Genomic DNA, 19,264 nt, shown 5'->3' with positions numbered 1-19,264 from the left:
CGGGATCAGGCCGTCTCGTTCTCGCGCTCGCCCTCGGGGATGACGTCGACCTCGACGGTGAGTTTCTGCGCGCCGGCGGAGGCGACGATCCCGTCGATCGGCGCCACGTCGGCGTAGTCGCGGGCGCGGGCCACGACGATGTGGTCGTCGCGCACCACGCAGGCATTGGTCGGATCGAGGCCGATCCAGCCGCCCTCCCCCGCATCCGATCCGCACCACAGCCCGACCCAGGCGTGGCTGGCATCCGCCCCGCGCAGGCGCGGACGCCCGGCCGGCGGCCGGGTGCGCAGGTAGCCGCTGACATAGGCCGCCGGCAGGCCGAGGCCGCGAAGCCCCGCGATCATCACGTGGGCGAAGTCCTGGCAGACGCCCGCCCGCAGGGTGAAGGCCTCCGCCAGCGGCGTCGAGACCGTGGTGGCCTTGGCATCGAAACGGAAATCGTCGCGGATGCGGTGCATCAGCTCGACCGCCGCCCCATAGGCGCCGCGACCGGGCGGGAAGCTCTTGCGGGCGTAGTCCGTCACCTCGGGCACGAGGGGCACCCGCTGGCTCGGAAACTGGAAATGCGCCGGCCCGTCCGGCCCGAGGGAGGGCAGCGCAAGCGCCGCCTCCCGCACCTTCTCCCAGGCGAGGCCGTATTCGGGCGGCGGCGGGGCCGGCCGCTCCACCGCGACGCGGGAGACGGCCTCGACCGCGAATTCGCGGTGGGGCTCGTCCAGCGTCACGGTCAGGGTGTCGAGGCCGAAGAAGTCGCGCCGCTCCAGGCGGCGCGTCGGCTCGGGCGCGATGTGGAGCGCGCTCTCCAGCACCCGCTGCCCCTCGTCGTCGCGGGGGCGCAGGCGCAGGTTGCAGCGCGCGAAGCGGACGGTCCGCGCGTAGCGGTAGGTCGTCAGGTGACGCAGGGTGTAGATCAAGCGAGACCCGTGAGCTTCTCGGGCCGCAGCGCGTCGGGGCCATTCGGAAAGTAGCGGCCGGCGATCCGGTCGGCGAGGCCCTCCAGATCCGTCTCGAAACGCTCCAGGGTCTCGGCGTCGAACGCATCGGCCTCCGCCGTCTGGAGCGTCGTGGCGAGCGCCAGCGCCCGGCGGCGGTGCGGCTCGGGCAGCCCGTCGGCGGCGAGCGCCGGCAGGGCGTCGAGATGGGCGGTGATCGCCTGAAGCTGGTAGGCGACGGAGCGCGGATTGTTGGGGTCGAGCACCGCCATGTCGCAGACCGCGTCGCGGCTGACGCCGACGAGGTAGCGCGCCCCGTAGGCGATCTGCGAATCGGCGAGCGAGAGCATCACCCCGAGATCCTCGGCGCCGGCTTCGGGGGCGCAGAAGCGCAGGGCGAAGCCGCAGGTGTTGATCGCCCGCTCGATGCGCCGGCCCATATCGGCGAAGCGCCAGCCGGCGGCGTGGCCCATATTCTCGTGGATCAGGCCGGTGAGCGCGGCGAGATGGCCGAGCGCCCGCTCGGCCTTGCCGAAGAGCTGCGCCTCGGTCGGCGCCCAGGCCTCGGCGTAGACCAGGGTGTCACGCAGATCGGCCAGCGCCCGCCAGGATTCTGTCGGCAGCCGTTCGCGCAAGGAGGCGGCGATGCGGCGCGCCTCCATCACGTGGGACAGGGCCGAGCCGTGGACGGTCTTGCCGGACAATGCCTCCTGGGCGAGCGCGGCCGGGCCGAGATCGGCGGCGCTGACCGAGCCCCAATCCTTGAGAAGGGCGCGGATGGCGAGCGCCGTCGGCGCGCCTTCCTCGCCCGAAGCATCGGCGGCGACCGCCTCGCTGAACACGCCGAGATGGGCCTGGACGAGGCGGATTACCGCCTCCGCCCGCTCCAGGTAGCGCCCGAACCAGAACAGGTTGTCGGCGGCCCGCGACGGCAGGTGGCCGGCGATGCGGCGGATGCGCGGCGCGCTCGTATGCACGAGCGTCGGCGTATCGACGGGGGTGTCGGACAGGACCCAGACATCGGCCGAGCGGATGCCGGCGCGCATCTCGCTCGGGTCGGCGCCCTCCCGCTCGGCGACGCGGCAGAAGGCGCTCGGCAGCACGCGCCAGCCCTCCGGCGTGGCGGCGGCGAAGACGCGCATGACGAACGGCCGGGCGACCAAGCGCCCGTCCTGCCACGCGGGCATGGTCGAGAGCGGCGCGGGCTCCTGCGCTACCCAGTCGAACGGGCGCTCGCGTAAGGCCGCCACGGCGCGGGCGCGGGCGGCGTCGAGGGCGGGACCGGCGAGCATCGCGTCGCGCTCGGGGCCGCGCACAGGGGTTGCCGCGGGGCGCAGCGTCAGGTGGTCGAGATTGGCCAGGGCATGGGCGAGACCGTCGGGGTCGCCGCACCACCATGTGCGCGGGCCGGTGAGCCGCAGCTCCTCGCCGGTGAGCCGCCGGGCGATGGCCGGCAGGTAGGGGCTGAGCGCGGCCGATTCGAGCACGCCGGAGCCCGGCATGTTGCCGATCACCGCTCCGCCCCGGCGCAGCACCTGCAGGATGCCGGGCACGCCGAGGCGCGAATCCGAGCGCAGCTCCATCGGGTCGAGGTAGTCGGCGTCGATCCGGCGCCAGACCGCGTCGGTGCGCTTGAGCCCGGCGATGGTGCGCACGTGCAGGAGCCCGTCGCGCACCACGAGGTCGTCGCCCTCGACGAGGAGGAAGCCGAGATAGCGCGCGAGCGCGGCCTGCTCGACATAGGTGCTGCTGTAGGGGCCCGAGGTGAGCAGACAGATGCGCGGATCGCTGCGCGCGCAGGAGGCGGCCAATCCGGCGCGAAACGCCTGGAAGAAGCCGGGCAGGCGCTCGACCTGGAGGTCGGCGAACAGGTCCGGGAAGGCGCGGGCGAGCACCATCCGGTTCTCCAGGGCGTAGCCGAGGCCCGAGGGGGCCTGCGTCCGGTCGGCCAGGACCTGCCAACGCCCGTCGGGTCCGCGGCCGACATCCGCCGCGTAGATCGGCAGCCAGCGGCCGCCGGGGGGCGCGATGTCGTGGACGGGGCGCAGGAACTCGGGGTGCCCTGCCACCACGCCCGCGGGCAAAAAGCCCTCCGACACGAGCCGGCCCGACCCGTAGAGGTCGGCAACGATGCGCTCCATCAGCCCGGCGCGCTGGACGATGCCGGCGGACAGCTCCGCCCAGTCGGCGGCATCGATCACCAGGGGCAGCGACCCGAGTGGCCAGGGATGCTCGCGCCCGTCGCCATAGACCCGGTAGGAGATGCCGGCGTCGCGGATATGCCGCTCGGCGGAGAGGAAGCGGGCGGCGACCTCGCGGTCCTCGAGGCGGGCCAGCCGCTCCAGGAAGCGGGGCCAAGCGCCGCGCAGGGTGCCGTCGGCGTCCATCAACTCGTCGGCGAGACCGGGACGGGCTGTATAGCCCTCCGTCCAGCGGCGCATGCGCGCGGCCGGATCGTCGGCCGCCCAGGCGGAGGCGTCGGGCAAGGGCCCGTCCGCGAGGGCGGCTGCGGATCCCTGCTGGGTCGCGCTCTCTTGCGACGAACCGGTGACCACTTCGACGGAGAGCGCTCCGGCTGTCATCGGGGTGCGGGCGTGCGCAGGTCGAGGGTCAGGGGGAAGTCGCCGGTACGCTCCTCGGCCGGCATCGCGACGCGTCCGGGGGTGTGGCCCATCGCCTCGAAGCGGGCGAGGCGGCGCCCCTCCGCCTCGTAGGCGTTGACGGGGAAGCTGTCGTAGTTGCGCCCGCCCGGATGGCTGACATGGTAGCGGCAGCCGCCGAGCGAGCGGCCGCTCCAGGCATCGAGGATGTCGAAGGTGAGCGGTCCGTGCGGCGGGATCGTCGGGTGCAGCGAGGAGGCGGGCTGCCACGCCTTGAAGCGCAGGCCCGCGACCGCCTCGCCGCTGGCGCCGGTCGGCGTCATCGGCAGGCGCCGGCCGTTGCAGGCGATCACGTGCCGGCCGGGGACATAGCCCTCGACCTTCACCTGAAGCCGTTCGACGGATGCGTCCACGAAGCGCACGGTTCCCCCGGCGGTCCCCTCTTCGCCCAGCACGTGCCAGGGCTCCAGCGCCTGGCGCAGTTCCAGGCTCACACCGCCCTGCTCCACCCGGCCGAAGACGGGGAAGCGGAACGCGGCCTGTGCCGCGAAGGCCTGAGGGTCGAAGTCGTAGCCGCCGGCGCGCAGGTCTTCCAGCACCGAGAGGAAGTCGGCCCAGAGGAAATGCGGCAGCATGAAGCGATCGTGCAGGGCCGTGCCCCAGCGGACACAGCCGCCGGTCTGCGGCTCGCGCCAGAGCCACGCCACGATCGCCCGCAGCAAGACTTGCTGGGCAAGGCTCATGCGCGCGTCCGGCGGCATCTCGAAGGAGCGGAATTCGAGGAGGCCGAGCCGCCCCGTCGGCCCGTCCGGCGAGAACAGCTTGTCGATGCAGATCTCGGCCCGGTGGGTGTTGCCGGTGACGTCCGCGAGGATGTTGCGGAACAGCCGGTCCACCAGCCAGTGCGGGATGTTGGCCTCGTCCGGCCCCGGCACCTGGGCCAGCGCGATCTCCAGCTCGTAGAGCCCGTCATGGCGCGCCTCGTCCATGCGCGGCGCCTGGCTCGTCGGGCCGACATAGAGGCCGGCGAACAGGTAGGACAGGCAGGGATGCCGCTGCCAGAACAGCACGAGGCCCTTCAACAGGTCCGGCCGGCGCAGGAACGGCGAGTCGGAGGGGCTGGCCCCGCCGAGCACGACGTGGTTGCCGCCGCCGGTGCCGGTATGGCGCCCGTCGATCATGAATTTTTCCGCGCAGAGGCGGGTCTGGCGGGCCTCCTCGTAGAGGCCGGCGGTGATGTCGACCGCCTCGCGCCAGGAGGCGGCGGGATGGACGTTCACCTCGATCACGCCGGGATCGGGCGTGACCTTGATGACCGAGAGGCGCGGATCGTAGGGCGGCTCGTAGCCCTCGATATGGATCGGCTGGCCGACGGTCTCGGCGGCGTGCTCCAGATGCCCGACGAGGTCGAGATACTCGTCCGCGCGCTCCAGCGGCGGCATGAACACGCAGAGCACGCCGTCGCGCGGCTCGACCGCGAGCGCGGTGCGCACGGCCACGCCCTCGATGCCGCCGCCGTTCGCTCGGTCCGCGCCCTTGGGCAGCGGTGCGTCCTTGAGGCCGCCGGGCTCGGCGGGGAGGTCGCCGCGAGCCTCCAGCGGATCCTGCGGGTGGTAGTAGGGGTAGGAATCCGGCGGCACGTAGGGCAGCGAGGCGAGCGGCAGGCGGAAGCCCATCGGCGAGTCGCCGGGGCTGAGATAGGCGCCGCCGCGGCGGAAGGCCCACGCCTCCGAGATCCAGGCGCGGCCGCCATCCACGGCAAGGTTGGCGAGCGGCAGCACGTAGCCGACGGGCGTGTCGAGGCCACGGCCGAACACGCGCTTGAACCGGGCATCGGTCTCCAGGCTCCCGGTCCGCGGCGCCGCGGTCGTGACGTTGACCGGCAACTCGCTCTCGCGGCTCTTCCAGTAGACCGCGTCCTCGTAGGCCGGGAAGACGAAGCGGGCGAGTTCGAGCCGCTTGGCGAGCGCGCCGATCAGCCGCTCGGCATCGGCGATGGTGGCGGTCTTCGGCCCGTCCTCGACGGCGATCAGGTCGGCGTCGCGCCAGACCGGCACCTCGTCCTTGCGCCAGTACAGGGCGAAGGCCCAGCGCGGCAGGCTCTCGCCGGGATACCACTTGCCCTGGCCGTAATGCAGCATGCCGCCGGGCGCGAAGCGGTTGCGCAGGCGTCGCACCAGCTGATCGGCGAGGCCCCGCTTGGTCGGGCCGACGGCGGCGACGTTCCATTCGGGCGACTCGAAGTCGTCGACCGAGACGAAGGTCGGCTCGCCGCCCATGGTCAGGCGCACGTCCTGCGCGGTGAGATCCGCGTCGATCCGTTCGCCGAGCGCGTCCATCGCCGTCCAGATCTCGTCCGAGAACGGCTTGGTGATGCGCGGGGCTTCAGCCACGCGGCTAATCGTCATCTCGTAGGCGAACTCGACCTTGGCCGGCTCGGCGAGCCCGGAGATCGGCGCGGCGGCGTTGTAATGGGCGGTGGCCACGAGCGGGATGTGGCCCTCGCCGGTGAGCAGGCCGGAGGTGGCGTCGAAGCCGATCCAGCCCGCACCTGGCAGGTAGACCTCGGCCCAGGCATGCAGGTCGGTGAAGTCGGTGCTGGTGCCGGCCGGGCCGTCGACGGCGGTGGTATCGGGCACGAGCTGGATCAGGTAGCCCGAGACGAAGCGGGCGGCGAAGCCGAGTCGGCGCAGCACCTGCACCAGGAGCCACGCGGAATCGCGGCAGGAGCCGCTTTTCAGCGTCAGCGTCTCGGCGGCGGTCTGCACGCCGGGCTCCATCCGGACCCCGTAGGCGACGTGCGAGCGCACCCTCTCGTTGAGCGCCACGAGGAAGTTGACCGTGTGCGTCTCGTCGGGGATCTCGGCGAGGAAGGCGTCGATTTCCGGCCCCTGCGCCTCATCGAGGACGAGGTAGGGGGCGAGCGCGACCTTCAGATCCGCCTCGTAGTCGAAGGGGCGGCGTTCGGCGTAGGGCTCGACGAAGAAGTCGAACGGATTGATGACCGCGAGGTCGGCGGTGAGATCGACCTCGACCCGGAACTCGGTGGTCTTTTCCGGAAAGACGAGGCGGGCGAGCCAGTTGCCGGCCGGGTCCTGCTGCCAGTTGATAAAGTGGTTCTCCGGGCTGACCTTCAGCGCGTAGGCCGGCACCTTTGTCCGGGCATGCGGCGCCGGGCGCAGGCGGATGGTCTGCGGCCCCAGCGCAATCGGCCGGTCGTAGCGGTAATGCGTGACGTGGTGCAGGGCGGCTTGGATCGACACGGAGGCTCCGGATTGTTGCGAGGTCTCTCGACGCGATGGAGGCGGCGCGCTCTGCCGCTGGTTGCGCGCCTTATACATCCCGGCGCTCGGAATGGAGGGATTGAAAAAGCAAGAACCGTGCAGCCGTCAGGGTCGGCGCGGCCGCTCGGGACGGCGGAACCTCACCCGGCTCACGACCCTTGGTTTGGCGGCGGCCCGGTTCTTGTCTGGTCCCCGCAGAGGACGGAGCGGGGCCTCCCATGAAGATCTTCCAGTGTCAGGCCTGCGACCAGCCGGTCTCGTTCGAGAGCACGGTCTGCGAGAGCTGCGAGCGCCGGCTCGGCTACGTCTGCGACCGGCACGAGGTCTCGGCGCTGGAGCCTTGCGGCGAGGACGAGCGCGGCCCCCTGTTCCGCGCCTACGCGCATCCGGGCCGCAAGTATCGCCGCTGCGCCAACGCGGCCCACGACGCCTGCAACTGGATGGTGCCCGCCGAGTCCGGTGAGCGCTACTGCGTCACCTGCCGGCACAACCGGGTGGTGCCGGACCTCAGCGTGGCGGCCAACATCGACCGCTGGCGCCAGATCGAGGCGGCCAAGCACCGGCTGTTCTACTCGCTCCTGCGTCTCGACCTGCCGCTGGTGACGCGGGCTCAGTATTCCGACGGGCTGGCCTTCGACTTCCTCGCCGAGTCCTCCGGACCTCCGGTGATGACGGGGCATCTCGACGGGCTGATCACGCTCTCGATCGCCGAGGCCGACGACGTCGAGCGGGAACGACGCCGCAAGATGTTCGGGGAGTATTACCGCACCCTGCTCGGCCACTTCCGCCACGAGATCGGGCACTATTTCTGGAACCTGCTGGTGCGCTTCGACGCGAGTCTGCCGGCCTTCCGCGCCCTGTTCGGCGACGAGAGCCTCGATTACGGCGCCGCGCTCCGGCGCCATCACGCCGCCGGGCCGCCTTCCGATTGGCAGGAATCCTTCGTCTCGTCCTACGCCACGGCGCATCCCTGGGAGGATTTCGCCGAGACCTTCGCCCATTATCTGCACATCATCGACACGCTGGAGACCGGCAGCGCGTTCGAGATCCGCCTGCGGCCGAAGCTGCGCGGCGCGGCCGAGCCGGCGGCGCTGTCGACCTGCATCGACTTCGATCCCTACGAATCGCCGGATTTCGAGCGGGTGGTCGAGGCGTGGATCCCGCTCACCTACGCGGTGAACTCGCTCAACCGCTCCATGGGTCAGCCACCGCTCTACCCGTTCAAGCTGACGCCCGCGGTGATCGCCAAGCTCGCCTTCGTGCACGAACGAGTCTACGCCGCGCGCACGCCCGGCGGCCTCTCGGAGGAGGCGAGCGCCGAGATGCTGAAGGCGGTGATCGCGGGCCTGCGCCAGCGCGTGGCGGCACCGACGGCCTGACGCCTTTCCGGAGACCGGCCGCGGTTTCCCCGCAAGCGTCATTCCGAGGCCGCAAGGCGGGGCCCGGAATGCCTGCGGGCGGGGTCGCGGGCCGTCTTACTGCGCCGGGGCGGGAGCGGCCGGGGCCTTCGGTGCGGCCGGCTTCGGAGCCGGCTTGGCCGCGGGCGCAGCGCCGGTGGTGCCGGTAGCGGCGGGGCCGCTGGCGGTCGCGCCGGGGGCCGTCTTCGGCGCCCACTCGGCATCGGCGCGGGGACCGTTCGCGCCATTGGTCGGGCCGGTGAGCTGGCCGGGCAGCGCGTCGCTCACCCGGGTCCAGGTCTGGGACTGGCACAGGAAGGCGATGAGGCAGCCCTTGACCGTCAGCTCCTCGGGAGCGTCCGACCAGATCGTCACGTCGTAGAACTTGCCGTCCTCGGCGTTGTAGATCTTGCCCTCGTAATGGGCATCCTTGTTCAGCTTGAGCCCGAGGATGAGCTGGTGGCCGAGGGAGGCGCGGGCGCGCTTCTTCGGATCGGGGTTACGGAAATCGACCCGCGGCTTGCCCTCGTCGTTGAGGGGGGTCTTCAGCCACACCGCGTAGCCGCACAGGTTCTTCTCCTGTGGGCCGCACTTCTCGACGCGGATGCGGGCCTTGCCGTCCTGCGTCAGCCACGTGCCGCTCGGGTCATGCGCCGGCGCGGCCGCCGAGGCGGGCACGGCCGACAGGGCAGCCAAGCCGGCAGCCAGGGCCGCGGCGCGGCCGGTGCGGAGGAAAGGCGCGCGCGCACCGATCGGTCCGAAGATCATGCAATCATCCCCACTCGGGCGCGGCGGCACGTGCGGGCCGCGCCGTTCAACCTGACGACCGGGCCGTCCGCTCACGGACCGTTGCCCCTTCGCCGCAGCCATCGAATCGGAAGGTGACCGGATCATGACCGCCGCGGGGCGGTTGCGACGCAATTCGCCGGCGTTTGCGCGGCGCACGCAAAAAGGGCCGGTGCGCGCGGCACCGGCCCTCTCGAATGACTTCCGTCGAAGCCCGGCTTACTCGGCCGGGGTCACGTCGGCGGTGAAGTGGCCGCACCAATCCTTGGAGGCAACGACCGGCCACAGGCCCTGGCTCTGCGGGTCGGGCTGGCTCACCGGCGGGTTGTAGCGGCACAGGCCCTGGTCGCCCGCGGCCTGGGCGCCGTTGGTCTTGTGGTCGTCGAAGAAGCGGCAGCTCTGGCAGGCGGCGTTGCTCGAGGTGGCCATGATCTCTCTCCGGTTTGTCGTCGCTGGCGGTCTTTTCACCGTCCCGAGCCGTTCGGCTCCAGACGTCCGCCGTCACCGTTCTTAATTAGAACAAGTCCAAACTCACTTCAACCTCTTTAGAATGATTCCGATTTGTGAGCCGGCGGACGAACTGCCGGCACCGCGGCTGCCGAAACGGAAGATGGGACAGGGTGTTAGAGCCCGACGCAGCGGTGGTCCCGTCACGGGCGGCAGGATCCGTTCGGGTCACGAATGCGTGAAGCGGCGGCGAGCCGGTGCTCTCCGCCGCTTTCGGGACGGTCGAAGGATGCGGGTGTGCTAGGCTGCGGCGGCGCGGTCGAGGTCGCCGGCGACGAGGCCGGCCAGTTCGGCCGCCTCGTTGCGGATGTCGGGCACCGCGGTGCATTCCCACAGGACGCCGCGCAGGAGCGGCCCGAGGATCCAGAGCGGTCCCCCGCCCTCCGCGGTCGATCCGCCGACGGCCCGGTAATCCACGCCGGCATCGAGGCCGAGGCCGAAGGGCCCGGGGCGCACGAAGCCGCGCTCCAGCAGACGCCGCAGCAGCGGATCGCGGCTCTCCTTCAGGTGACCGAATCCGGTGGCGTCGATCATCGCCTGGACGGCGAGACGCTCCGGACGGTCGGCGCCGCGCAGGCGCAGCGTCACCACCGCCTGCGCCGCCTCGTCCTCGATCGCGAGTAGGCGCCCGGCCCGCACCGTCAGGGCGCCGCGGGCGCTCTCGTCGGCGATCGTCCGTGCGGCCGGCGGGGCGGTGCGGTGGCGATGCACGTCCCAGAACGGGCGCAGGTGGCGCTGGAACCGGGCCTGTTCGCGCGGGGGCAGGCTGCGCCAGATCGTGTCGGTGAGCGGACGCAGGGCATCGATGACGCCGTGCCAGCCGATGCCCGCCGTCGCCGCCCGCGCCACCTCCCCGCGGATGCGGGTTAGCAGCCGCTTCAGGGAGGCGAGGTCGGCCGGCGTCAGATCCGGTGCGGGCCAGAAGTCGGCGGGGGCGTGGGCGTTCGGCAGCAGGCCGCGGCGCGACAGGGCGAGGATCGCGCCGGAAAAGCCCTGCGCCCGCAGGCTCGCCACCGCATCGAGCATGGTGAGGCCGGTGCCGACGATGAGGACCGGCGCGTGCGGGTGCAGGCGACCGAAGCTTTCGGGGGCCCAGGGGTCGAGGCTGTGGCGGCTCTTGGGCGCGGCCGAGGCGAGGTTGCCCATGGCGAGCACGGCCCCGGCGACCCGGTGGGCCTGCCCGCCCTCCGTGCGCAGCACGAAGCCGCCGGCCCGGGGCTCCAGATCGACCACCGCGTCATTGACGAGGCGCAGCCGCGGCACGCCCGGCCCGGTGACGGCCGCGGTCAGCAAATCGGTGAGGTAGCTGCCGTAATGGCCCCGCGCCACGAAGGTGCCGGCGGGGGTTTTGACCACACCCTCGCCGAGATCGGCCCCGGCCAGCCATTCCTCGAAATGGCCCGGCCGGTCGGGGAAGGCGCTCATGTTGGCGGCGCGCACGTTGAGGAGGTGGGCCGGGTTGCCGGTGCCGTAGGCCAGCCCCCGGGCAAAACTCCCCGAACGCTCGCACAGCAGGACCGGACGCTCCGGCGGCAGCGCCGAGAGAAGCTGGAGCGCGGCCATGGTGCCGCTGAACCCCGCGCCGATCACCGCGATGGGGGGCAGGCTCGCCTGACGGGTCATCGTGAACGTCCTTAAGCTCGCTCTCCTTCGCCCTCAGCGCGTCGGCGGATCCCAGACCGGAAGCGCCGCGGCATCGACGGCGCGCGGCAACAGGCCCTCGGCGCGGAAGGCGTCGGCGATGGTCTGCTGCTCGCCGAGACCCTTGCGGCTCACCGGCTCGACCCGGTAGGAGCGGCGGGCATTGGCCTGCTTCACGATGTCGGGCTCGATCTTCCACAGGGCGGCCAGCCGCGCGGCGGCCGCGTCGGGATTGGCCTTCACCCAGGCCCCGGCCTCGCGCAGCCGGGCGACGAGCAGGGTCAGCACGTCGGCGCGCTTTTCCGCGTAGGCATCGGAGGCGAGATAGTAGCGCTTGTAGGCCGAGAGCCCGGTGCCGTCCTTGAGGATGCGCGCCCCGGCCTGGATCTGCGCGGCCGACAGGAACGGGTCCCACGCCACCCAGGCATCGACGCTGCCGCCGGCCAGCGCGCTGCGTCCGTCCGCCGGGGTGAGGTAGGCCGGAGTGATGCTCTTGAACGGCAGCCCTTCCGCCTTCAGCGCGGCGAGCAGCAGGTAGTGGCTGCCGGCGCCTTTGGTGACGGCGACCTTGCGGCCCTTCAGGTCGGCCACGCTCTTCAGCGGAGAATCCCCCGGCACCAGGATCGCCTGCGCCTCCGGCGAGGCCGCCTCCTGGGCAAAATAGGTGATCCTGGCATTCGCCGCCTGGGCGAAGACCGGCACGGTGTCGGCGACATCCGCCGAGACGTCGATGCGGCCGACATTGAGCGCCTCCATGATCGGCAGGCCGCTGGTGAATTCGTGCCAGGAGACGGTGACGCCGAGGGGCTTCAGGGCCGTCTCCAGGGTCGCGTCCTCGCGCAGGAGCGAGATCAGCGCCGAGGAGCGCTGATAGCCGATGCGCAGGGTCGAATCCTGCGCGACGGCCGGGAGGCCGCCGAGCGGGAGCCCGAGGGCGAGGCTGAGCGCGAGGCCAGCGAGGACGAGGCGGGCGGCGGACCGGCGGTTCATGGGCGCTTTTCGGCTTCTCGGCAGGACGTGGACGGTCGGGGCTGTCTGCTCCCGCAGCGGGAGGAGCGGTGTTCTCAGCTTCCGGGCTTGCGCACGGCGGCGGCGATGTCGACGCTCCTCGGTATGAGCTTGAGCCCGTGGAAGGTGTCGGCGATGCGCTGCTGTTCCCGCGTCACCGCCTCGTCGAGGGGGCGGATGCCGTAGGTCTGGCGCTTGAGGGCGACGCTCAGGATCGGCGCCGGGATGCCGACGGAGGGCGCCAGCTCCCTGGCCGCGGCGTCGGTGTTGGCCTTGGCCCAGGCATCGACCTCGGCGATGGCCGCGACGATGGCGTCGAGCGCCGCGCCGTTCTCGGCCGCGAAGCTCTTGGAGGAGAGATAGAACTGGTGGTTCGGCACGAGGCCGGTGCCGTCGGCGAGCACCCGGGCGTTGCCGCCGGCCTCGGCGGCGGCGAAGTACGGGTCCCAGATCACCCAGGCATCGACCGCGCCGCGTTCGAACGCCGCCCGCGCATCGGCGGGCGCGAGGTAGAGGGGGGTGATGTCGGCGAGGCTCAGGCTCGCCGCCTCGATGGCCCGCACCAGCAGGTAGTGGACGTTCGAGCCCTTGTTGAACGCAACTTTCTTCCCCCGCAGATCGGCGACCGATTGAATCGGACTGGCCTTGGGCACCAGGATCGCCTCGCCCCTGGGCGCCGCCGGCTCGTGGGCGACGTAGATCAGCGCATCGCTCGCAGCCTGGGCGAAGATCGGCGGGGTTTCGCCCGCCGAGCCGAAATCGACGGCACCCGCGTTCAGCGCCTCCATCAGCGGCGGGCCGGAGGGAAACTCCGACCATTGCACCCGGTAGCCGAGCGCCTTCAGCCGCGGCTCGAGCGTGCCGCGGCCCTTCAGCAGGACCAGCGTGCCGTATTTCTGGTAACCGACCCGCACCGTGCGCTCGGTCTGTCGGTTTTCTTGCGCATGGGCCGCGAGCGTCAAGCTGGCGAAGATCAGCGCGGCGAGCGCCAGCCAGAGGCGCGGCAGCAGCGACGGTGTGATGGGAGCGGAGCGGGCGCGGACAGTCATCGCGAAAAACCTTCCCGCTCAGTGGGCGCCGACGCGGCGGGTCGGCACGATGTCGTTGGCGATCACCTCGCCGAACGGACCGTTGTTGCGGGCGGTGCTCGGCGCCGTGCCGGTGGTCGCGCGCAAGGGGAGCTTCGGGAAGACCAGCTCGGCGAAGCGGTAGGCCTCCTCCAGATGCGGGTAGCCGGAGAGGATGAAGCGGTCGATGCCGAGATCGATGTACTCCTTCATCCGGTCGGCGACCTGATCCGCCGAGCCGACGAGCGCCGTACCCGCCCCGCCGCGCACGAGGCCGACGCCGGCCCAGAGGTTGGGCGAGACCACGAGCCTGGATCGGTCGCCGCCGTGCAGGGCCATCATCCGGCTCTGGCCGACGGAATCCTGGCGCTTCAGCGTCGCCTGCGCCTGGGCGATGGTGGCGTCGTCGAGCCGCGAGATCAGCCGCTCCGCCGCGTCCCAGGCCTCGCTTTCCGTCTCGCGCACGATCACGTGCAGGCGGATGCCGTAGGAGAATTTTTTGCCTTTTTTCTCAGCCGCCTCGCGCGCCTTGGCGATCTTCTCCGCGACGCCGGCCGGGGGCTCGCCCCAGGTGAGGTAGACCTCGCAATGCTCGGCCGCGACCTCGATCCCGGCCGGCGAGGAGCCGCCGAAATAGAGCGGCGGATAAGGGGCCTGCACGGGCCGGAAGATCACCCGGCCGTTCTCGGTGCGCAGGTGACGTCCCTCGAAGTTCACGGTCTCGCCGGCCATCAGGCCGCGCCAGATATGCAGGAACTCGTCGGTGACGACGTAGCGCTCGTCGTGGTCGAGGAAGACGCCGTCGCCCTTCAGTTCGACGGGGTCGCCGCCGGTCACGACGTTGATGAGCAGGCGCCCGTCGGAGATCCGGTCCAGTGTCGCGGCCATGCGTGCGGCGACGGATGGCTCCTGCAGGCCGGGACGCACGGCGACGAGGAAGCGCAGGCGCTGCGTCAGGGGGGCGAGCGCCGAGGCGATCACCCAGGAATCCTCGCAGGAACGGCCGGTCGGCAGCAGCACGCCGTAATAGCCGAGGTCGTCCGCGGCCTGCGCGATCTGGCGGAGATAGGGCAGCGAGACGTCGCGGGCGCCTTCCGAGGCGCCGAGATAACGGCCGTCGCCGTGGGTGGGCAGGAACCAGAGAACGTCGGTCTTGCCGTCGGCGGGGGGGCGGCTCTGCGCGGTCATGGGATACGCTCCGAAGAATACGAGAGGGGAATTCAGGCGCGGTGGCCGAGAAGCCGCTCGAGGATGCGGCCTTCGAGTTCGGCCAGCGCCGGGTCGCCGCGGCGGCGCGGGCGCGGCACGTCCACGGCGACGTCGAGCGCGATGGCGCCCTGCTCGACCACGAGGATGCGGTCGGCCATCGCCACCGCCTCGCCGACATCGTGGGTGACGAGGATCGCGGTGAAGCCCTGATCCTGCCAGATGCGCTCGATCATCTCCTGCATCTCGATGCGGGTGAGCGCGTCCAGCGCCCCGAGCGGTTCGTCCAGCGCCAGCAGCGCCGGGCGGCTGACGAGCGCGCGGGCGAGCGCCACCCGCTGGCGCTGACCGCCGGACAGCGTCGCGGGCCAGTTGCCGGCCTTCGCCGCGAGCCCGACCTCGTCGAGCACCCCGAGCGCGCGCCTGCGCCGCTCGGCGCGGGGCGTCTCGCGCCCGAGTCCGACCGCGACGTTGTCGGCGACCCGCGCCCAGGGCAGCAGCCGCGGCTCCTGGAACATGATCCTCTTCGAGTTGCGGTCGCCGTTGATCGTCACGCGGCCGGCGGTCGGCTCCTCAAGCCCGAGGATCAGACGCAGCAGGGTGCTCTTGCCGCAGCCCGAGCGACCGACCACCGCCACGAACTGGCCGGCGGGCACGTGCAGGTCGAGGCCACGGATGACGGGGGCACCCCCGTCAAAGCTCTTCGAGAGGCCGCGCAGGGTGATGGCGAGGCCGGCGTCGGGACGGTCCTCGACGCGCAGGGCGGTGGCAGCGGGCATGGAACTCACTCGCGAAAAGAAAGACGCGCGGTAAGAAAGATCAGGCGTTGCGGTAGGCCGGGTTCCAGGCGAGGCAGGTACGCTCCAGCGCCCGGGTCAGGCTGTCGGCGAGTTTGCCCAGGGCGGCGTAGATCAGGATCGCCAGCACCACGACGTCGACCAGCATGAACTCGCGGGCCTGCATCGCCATGTAGCCGAGGCCCGAATTGGCCGAGATCGTCTCTGCGACGATCAGCGTCAGCCACATGATGCCGAGCGCGTACCGGATGCCGACGAAGATCGAGGGCAGCGCGCCGGGCAGCACCACGCGCCAGAACAGCTCGCGTCGGTTCATGCCGTAGACCCGGCCCATCTCGATCAATTGCGGATCGACCGAGCGGATGCCGTGCAGGGTGTTGGCGTAGATGGGAAAAAACACGCCGAGCGCCGCGAGGAAGAGCTTGGCGCCCTCGTCGATGCCGAACCACAGGATCACCAGCGGGATCAGCGACAGGTGGGGCACGTTGCGCACCATCTGCAGCGTGGTGTCGGTGAGCTTTTCCGAGAGGTTCGACAGGCCGTTGGCGAGCCCGAAGAAGAGCCCGATGCCGCCGCCGATGAGGAAGCCGGAGGCGGCCCGGGCGAAGCTCACCCACAGGTTCTCCCAGAGCTCGCCGGTCTGGGCGAGGCGCCAGCCGGCGGCAGCGACGTCGAGCGGCGCGGGCATGAACCGCGTCGAGACGACCCCGAGCGACGCCGCCGCCTGCCAGCCGACGATGACGAGGGTCGGCAGGAGCCAGGGCAGCAGCCGAGCGAGGGGCAGGCGCAGGAACTTGCCAAAGGGCTTGCGCTGGAGTGGCGCGGCGGCCTCGGCGCGGTGCGCGCGGCCGGGGAGCGATCGGATCGCGGCGGAATCGGCCATGGCTCGGCTCACCCGTTGTTCTGGGTCTTGTTGGGGGTCTCGGGCGGCGTCCAGACGATGTCGGACACCCGCACCGGGCGGGGGATCACGCCGATGGCGTGAAAGCGGTCGGCGATGCGCTGCTGCTCGGCGGTGACCGCCGCATCCATCGGCGCGATGACGAAGCGAATGCGCTCCACCGCGCGGCGCGTGGCGGCGAGCGGCACGCCGGTGATCTTCGACAGGCTCGCCGCGACGCTGGGTCGGTTGCCCTCGCACCAGACCGCGACCTCTCCGAGCGCGGCGATGGCCGCCTTGAGCACCTCGGGCCGCTCCTCGGCGAAGGCCTTGTTCGCCAGGAAGAAGTTGTTGGTGGGGGTGATGTCCGAGGCCTGCACGAGGATGCGGGCGCTCTGCCCCTCCTCGGCGATGGCGAAGTACGGGTCCCACACCGTCCAGGCGTCGATCGTGCCGCCGGCGAAGGCCGCCGCGCCGTCGGCCGGCGCCAGCAGGACCGGCGTGATGTCGCGGTAGGTCAGGCCCGCCCGCTCCAGGGCGGCGACGGTGAGGTTGTGCGCGCTCGACCCCTTGGCGAAGGCGACGCGCTTGCCCTTGAGGTCGGCGAGGGAGGCGACGGCCGAACCCTTCGGCAGCAGGATCGCCGAGCCCGAGCCGCCCTTCGGCTGGGCCGCGGCGTAGACGAGACCCGCGCCCGCGGCCTGGGCGAAGATCGGCGGGGCGTCGCCGGTCTGGCCGAAATCGATCGCGCCGAGATTCAGCGCTTCCAGCAGCGGCGGGCCGAACGAGAACTCGACCCAGCGCACGGAAACGTTCCGCGGCTTCAGCGCGGCCTCGATCGCCGCCTGCTCCCGGGCGACGGCCAGGATGCCGTTCTTCTGGTAGCCGATGCGCAGCACGCCCGGTTCCGCGGCGCGGGCGCGTCGGAGCGGGAGCGCGGTGCCGGCCGCGAAGAGGCCGGCGGCAAGGAACTGGCGGCGGTCGAGCATCGCGGCCTCAGCGGGCGGCGCTCGCCAGCGGCGCCAGGGCCGCGGCGGAGACGTTCGCACCCTGCGCGACATCGAGGAGCCGGGCGAGTTCGCCCGCGGCCTGGGCGACGCGGGCCCGCACGATCTCGTCGGCGACCCGGCCCTCGCTGATCTCGGTATCGCCGGCATAGACCGCGGTCGGCGCGGCCTGCGCCGAGAAGAAGCCGAACAGGGGCCGCAGGGAGTGCTCGACCACGAGCGCGTGGCGCGGGCCGCCGCCGGTCGCCGTCAGCACCACCGGCTTGCCGATCAGCGCCTCGGGGGCGACGAAGTCGATCAGGTGCTTGAACAGCCCGGCGTAGCTGCCCTTGTAGACCGGCGAGCCGACGATCAGCGCATCGGCCGACTCGATCCCCTCCACGATCCGCGCCGCCGGAAGCGGCAGGGCCGAGCGGCTCGCCACCGCGATGCCGGTGCCGGCGTCGACGAGGTCGTAGACCTTCAGGTCGATCGGGCGCAGCCGCGACAATTCAGCGGCCACCGCCTCGACCAGGGTGCGGGTACGGGAGGGGCGGTGCGTGTTGCCGGAGAAGGCAACGATCCGTGCGGGCATCGCGAAGCATCCGAAGGCAAGGCCCCAGCCAAGGAAGACCGGCCCCCGAATCTCCGACAGGAGATGTTCGAGGCTTCGATATTCACAAGATCTGCGGAGCGTTGTTGAGACGTTGTTGCTATGAAATTTAGAGACCTGGGGTGGGGCAAATCAACGGATTGTTTTTGCGTTGTTTCTCCAAGGTGGAGAACGGTTCTATTGCTGCGCCGGGTAGTGCCAGGAAAATCTTTTTGTCCGCGAGGGCCGGTCCTCGGCTCAGCCAGGGCGTCCATGCGGAGCCGGCCGCCCTGACGTGTGCGCAGGGCTGCTTCCCGGTCACGCGGCTGTCGCGCGTGCCGTGGATGACCATGTTGCGGCGCTCATCTTGCGGCGCAGCAAAAGCGCCGCCTCGGAGCATCCTGCATGGTTTCCCTGCCGATCCTCGCGCTCGCTGTCGCCTCCTTCGGCATCGGCACGACCGAGTTCGTCATCATGGGCCTCCTGCCGGAGGTGGCGCGCGACTTCGGCGTCACCATCCCGCAGGCGGGCCATCTCGTCTCGGGCTACGCGCTCGGCGTGGTGATCGGCGCGCCGATCGTGGCGATGGCGACGGCGCCCCTGCCGCGCAAGGCGGCGCTGCTCGCGCTGATGGCGGTGTTCACCCTGGGCAACCTCGCCTGCGCCCTGGCGTCGAGCTACGAATGGCTGATGGCCGCGCGGGTCGCCACCGCTTTTGCCCACGGCGCCTTCTTCGGCATCGGTGCCATCGTCGCCCGCAACCTCGTGCCGCGGGAGAAGCGCACCCAGGCCGTCTCGCTGATGTTTGCCGGGCTGACGCTCGCCAACGTGCTGGGCGTGCCGCTCGGCACCGCTCTCGGTCAGGCGCTCGGCTGGCGCTCGACCTTCTGGGCCGTGGTCGGCATCGGGCTCGCGGCAGGGATGGCCATCGCCCTCGCCCTGCCGGGCGGCATGCCGGGCACCCGTGGCGGCCTCGCGAAGGAATTCCGGGCGCTCGGGCGCTGGCCGGTGCTGCGGCCGATGCTGGTCTCGACCCTGTCCTCGGTGAGCTTCTTCACCGTCTTCACCTACATCGCCCCGTTCCTGCTCACCGTGACGCATCTGACGCCCGGCGGCGTGACGGGAGCGCTGTTCGCGGCCGGTCTCGGGCTCACCGTCGGCAATCTCGCTGGCGGCTGGCTCGCCGACCGCAGCCTGATGCGCACCGTCCTCGGCAGCTTCGTCGGGCTGATCGCGGTGCTCGCCGCCTTCGCGCTGGTCGCACCCTTCCCGGTGCCGGCGCTGGCGGTGCTGGTGCTGTGGAGCGGGCTCGCCTTCGCCCTGGTCTCGCCGCTCCAGGTCTGGGTGGTGGAGGCGGCGAGCGACGCGCCGAATCTCGCCTCGACCCTCAACCAGGGCGCGTTCAATCTCGGCAACGCCCTCGGGGCCTGGCTCGGCGGCACGGCGCTGACGCTCGGCGCGGGCTATGCGGAACTGCCGGCCCTGGCGGCCTTCGTCTCGCTCCTCGGGCTCGGCCTTGCCGCCACGGCTTTGGCCCGGCCGCTGTGGCCGTCCCTGGCGGGGAGCCAGGGACGGTCGTGA

At 71.5% G+C, this 19,264-nt stretch carries 15 protein-coding genes; 2 read left to right on the top strand and 13 right to left on the bottom strand.

Annotated features, from left to right (window positions below):
- Nucleotides 1-5: 5 nt before the first annotated feature.
- From MPPM_RS18280 to MPPM_RS18270, 3 genes are all read right to left on the bottom strand, one after another.
- A complete protein-coding gene (locus tag MPPM_RS18280; RefSeq protein WP_096486281.1) occupies nucleotides 6-914 on the bottom strand; it encodes a transglutaminase family protein in 909 nt (302 codons plus the stop codon).
- Nucleotides 911-3,373, bottom strand: a complete 2,463-nt coding sequence (locus tag MPPM_RS18275; RefSeq protein ID WP_244573582.1) for a circularly permuted type 2 ATP-grasp protein — start codon at nucleotides 3,371-3,373, stop codon at nucleotides 911-913. Before MPPM_RS18275 ends, MPPM_RS18280 begins: the two co-directional genes overlap by 4 nt.
- A 137-nt stretch (nucleotides 3,374-3,510) precedes the next feature.
- Nucleotides 3,511-6,795, bottom strand: a complete 3,285-nt coding sequence (locus tag MPPM_RS18270) for a transglutaminase family protein (protein ID WP_096486280.1) — start codon at nucleotides 6,793-6,795, stop codon at nucleotides 3,511-3,513.
- A gap of 239 nt (nucleotides 6,796-7,034) precedes the next feature.
- On the opposite strand from MPPM_RS18270, the gene MPPM_RS18265 reads away from it, so the two are divergent.
- Nucleotides 7,035-8,195, top strand: a complete 1,161-nt coding sequence (locus MPPM_RS18265; protein ID WP_096486279.1) for a zinc-binding metallopeptidase family protein — start codon at nucleotides 7,035-7,037, stop codon at nucleotides 8,193-8,195.
- Nucleotides 8,196-8,291: 96 nt separating this feature from the next.
- On the opposite strand, the gene MPPM_RS18260 is transcribed toward MPPM_RS18265, so the two are convergent.
- The 10 genes from MPPM_RS18260 to msuE form a co-directional block, all read right to left on the bottom strand.
- Nucleotides 8,292-8,981, bottom strand: a complete 690-nt coding sequence (locus MPPM_RS18260; RefSeq protein ID WP_096486278.1) for a DUF2147 domain-containing protein — start codon at nucleotides 8,979-8,981, stop codon at nucleotides 8,292-8,294.
- A gap of 237 nt (nucleotides 8,982-9,218) precedes the next feature.
- A complete protein-coding gene (locus MPPM_RS18255) occupies nucleotides 9,219-9,428 on the bottom strand; it encodes a hypothetical protein (protein ID WP_096486277.1) in 210 nt (69 codons plus the stop codon).
- Nucleotides 9,429-9,746: 318 nt separating this feature from the next.
- Nucleotides 9,747-11,129: an FAD/NAD(P)-binding protein gene (locus MPPM_RS18250; RefSeq protein ID WP_096486276.1), complete on the bottom strand. Its 1,383-nt coding sequence runs from the start codon at nucleotides 11,127-11,129 to the stop codon at nucleotides 9,747-9,749.
- A 33-nt stretch (nucleotides 11,130-11,162) separates the two neighbouring features.
- Nucleotides 11,163-12,137, bottom strand: coding sequence for an aliphatic sulfonate ABC transporter substrate-binding protein (locus tag MPPM_RS18245; RefSeq protein ID WP_096486275.1), 975 nt, complete (start codon nucleotides 12,135-12,137; stop codon nucleotides 11,163-11,165).
- Between the two features lie 74 nt (nucleotides 12,138-12,211).
- Nucleotides 12,212-13,204 (bottom strand): sulfonate ABC transporter substrate-binding protein, encoded by a 993-nt coding sequence (locus tag MPPM_RS18240; RefSeq protein ID WP_096486274.1) that lies wholly within the window; start codon nucleotides 13,202-13,204, stop codon nucleotides 12,212-12,214.
- Nucleotides 13,205-13,222: 18 nt separating this feature from the next.
- On the bottom strand, nucleotides 13,223-14,410 hold the full coding sequence (ssuD, locus tag MPPM_RS18235; protein ID WP_096486273.1) for an FMNH2-dependent alkanesulfonate monooxygenase: 1,188 nt from the start codon (nucleotides 14,408-14,410) through the stop codon (nucleotides 13,223-13,225).
- Nucleotides 14,411-14,442: 32 nt separating this feature from the next.
- Complete coding sequence (locus MPPM_RS18230; RefSeq protein WP_096486272.1) at nucleotides 14,443-15,207, bottom strand: ATP-binding cassette domain-containing protein; 765 nt, start codon at nucleotides 15,205-15,207, stop codon at nucleotides 14,443-14,445.
- 40 nt (nucleotides 15,208-15,247) lie between these two features.
- Nucleotides 15,248-16,108 carry an ABC transporter permease subunit gene (locus MPPM_RS18225; protein ID WP_096486271.1) on the bottom strand — a complete coding sequence of 287 codons (861 nt, stop codon included), beginning with the start codon at nucleotides 16,106-16,108 and terminating at the stop codon, nucleotides 15,248-15,250.
- 8 nt (nucleotides 16,109-16,116) lie between these two features.
- A complete protein-coding gene (locus MPPM_RS18220; protein WP_096486270.1) occupies nucleotides 16,117-17,094 on the bottom strand; it encodes an aliphatic sulfonate ABC transporter substrate-binding protein in 978 nt (325 codons plus the stop codon).
- A 7-nt stretch (nucleotides 17,095-17,101) separates the two neighbouring features.
- Nucleotides 17,102-17,686 (bottom strand): FMN reductase, encoded by a 585-nt coding sequence (msuE, locus tag MPPM_RS18215; protein WP_096486269.1) that lies wholly within the window; start codon nucleotides 17,684-17,686, stop codon nucleotides 17,102-17,104.
- Nucleotides 17,687-18,088: 402 nt separating this feature from the next.
- Between msuE and MPPM_RS18210 the strand changes: the two genes are divergently transcribed.
- Complete coding sequence (locus MPPM_RS18210; RefSeq protein WP_096486268.1) at nucleotides 18,089-19,264, top strand: MFS transporter; 1,176 nt, start codon at nucleotides 18,089-18,091, stop codon at nucleotides 19,262-19,264.

Origin of the sequence: Methylorubrum populi, from assembly GCF_002355515.1 — a bacterium.
GTDB classification, from domain to species: Bacteria; Pseudomonadota; Alphaproteobacteria; order Rhizobiales; family Beijerinckiaceae; genus Methylobacterium; species Methylobacterium populi_A.
This window is presented reverse-complemented; position numbering and strand designations above follow the sequence as displayed.

What these genes read in the sequence shown, in the direction of transcription:
- MPPM_RS18275 (WP_244573582.1), bottom strand. Translation starts at nt 3,373, where the DNA reads ATGCGCCGCTGGACGGAGGGCTATACAGCCCGTCCCGGTCTCGCCGAC.
- MPPM_RS18265 (WP_096486279.1), top strand. Translation starts at nt 7,035, where the DNA reads ATGAAGATCTTCCAGTGTCAGGCCTGCGACCAGCCGGTCTCGTTCGAG.
- MPPM_RS18260 (WP_096486278.1), bottom strand. Translation starts at nt 8,981, where the DNA reads ATGATCTTCGGACCGATCGGTGCGCGCGCGCCTTTCCTCCGCACCGGC.
- MPPM_RS18255 (WP_096486277.1), bottom strand. Translation starts at nt 9,428, where the DNA reads ATGGCCACCTCGAGCAACGCCGCCTGCCAGAGCTGCCGCTTCTTCGAC.
- MPPM_RS18250 (WP_096486276.1), bottom strand. Translation starts at nt 11,129, where the DNA reads ATGACCCGTCAGGCGAGCCTGCCCCCCATCGCGGTGATCGGCGCGGGG.
- MPPM_RS18245 (WP_096486275.1), bottom strand. Translation starts at nt 12,137, where the DNA reads ATGAACCGCCGGTCCGCCGCCCGCCTCGTCCTCGCTGGCCTCGCGCTC.
- MPPM_RS18240 (WP_096486274.1), bottom strand. Translation starts at nt 13,204, where the DNA reads ATGACTGTCCGCGCCCGCTCCGCTCCCATCACACCGTCGCTGCTGCCG.
- ssuD (WP_096486273.1), bottom strand. Translation starts at nt 14,410, where the DNA reads ATGACCGCGCAGAGCCGCCCCCCCGCCGACGGCAAGACCGACGTTCTC.
- MPPM_RS18230 (WP_096486272.1), bottom strand. Translation starts at nt 15,207, where the DNA reads ATGCCCGCTGCCACCGCCCTGCGCGTCGAGGACCGTCCCGACGCCGGC.
- MPPM_RS18225 (WP_096486271.1), bottom strand. Translation starts at nt 16,108, where the DNA reads ATGGCCGATTCCGCCGCGATCCGATCGCTCCCCGGCCGCGCGCACCGC.
- MPPM_RS18220 (WP_096486270.1), bottom strand. Translation starts at nt 17,094, where the DNA reads ATGCTCGACCGCCGCCAGTTCCTTGCCGCCGGCCTCTTCGCGGCCGGC.
- msuE (WP_096486269.1), bottom strand. Translation starts at nt 17,686, where the DNA reads ATGCCCGCACGGATCGTTGCCTTCTCCGGCAACACGCACCGCCCCTCC.
- MPPM_RS18210 (WP_096486268.1), top strand. Translation starts at nt 18,089, where the DNA reads ATGGTTTCCCTGCCGATCCTCGCGCTCGCTGTCGCCTCCTTCGGCATC.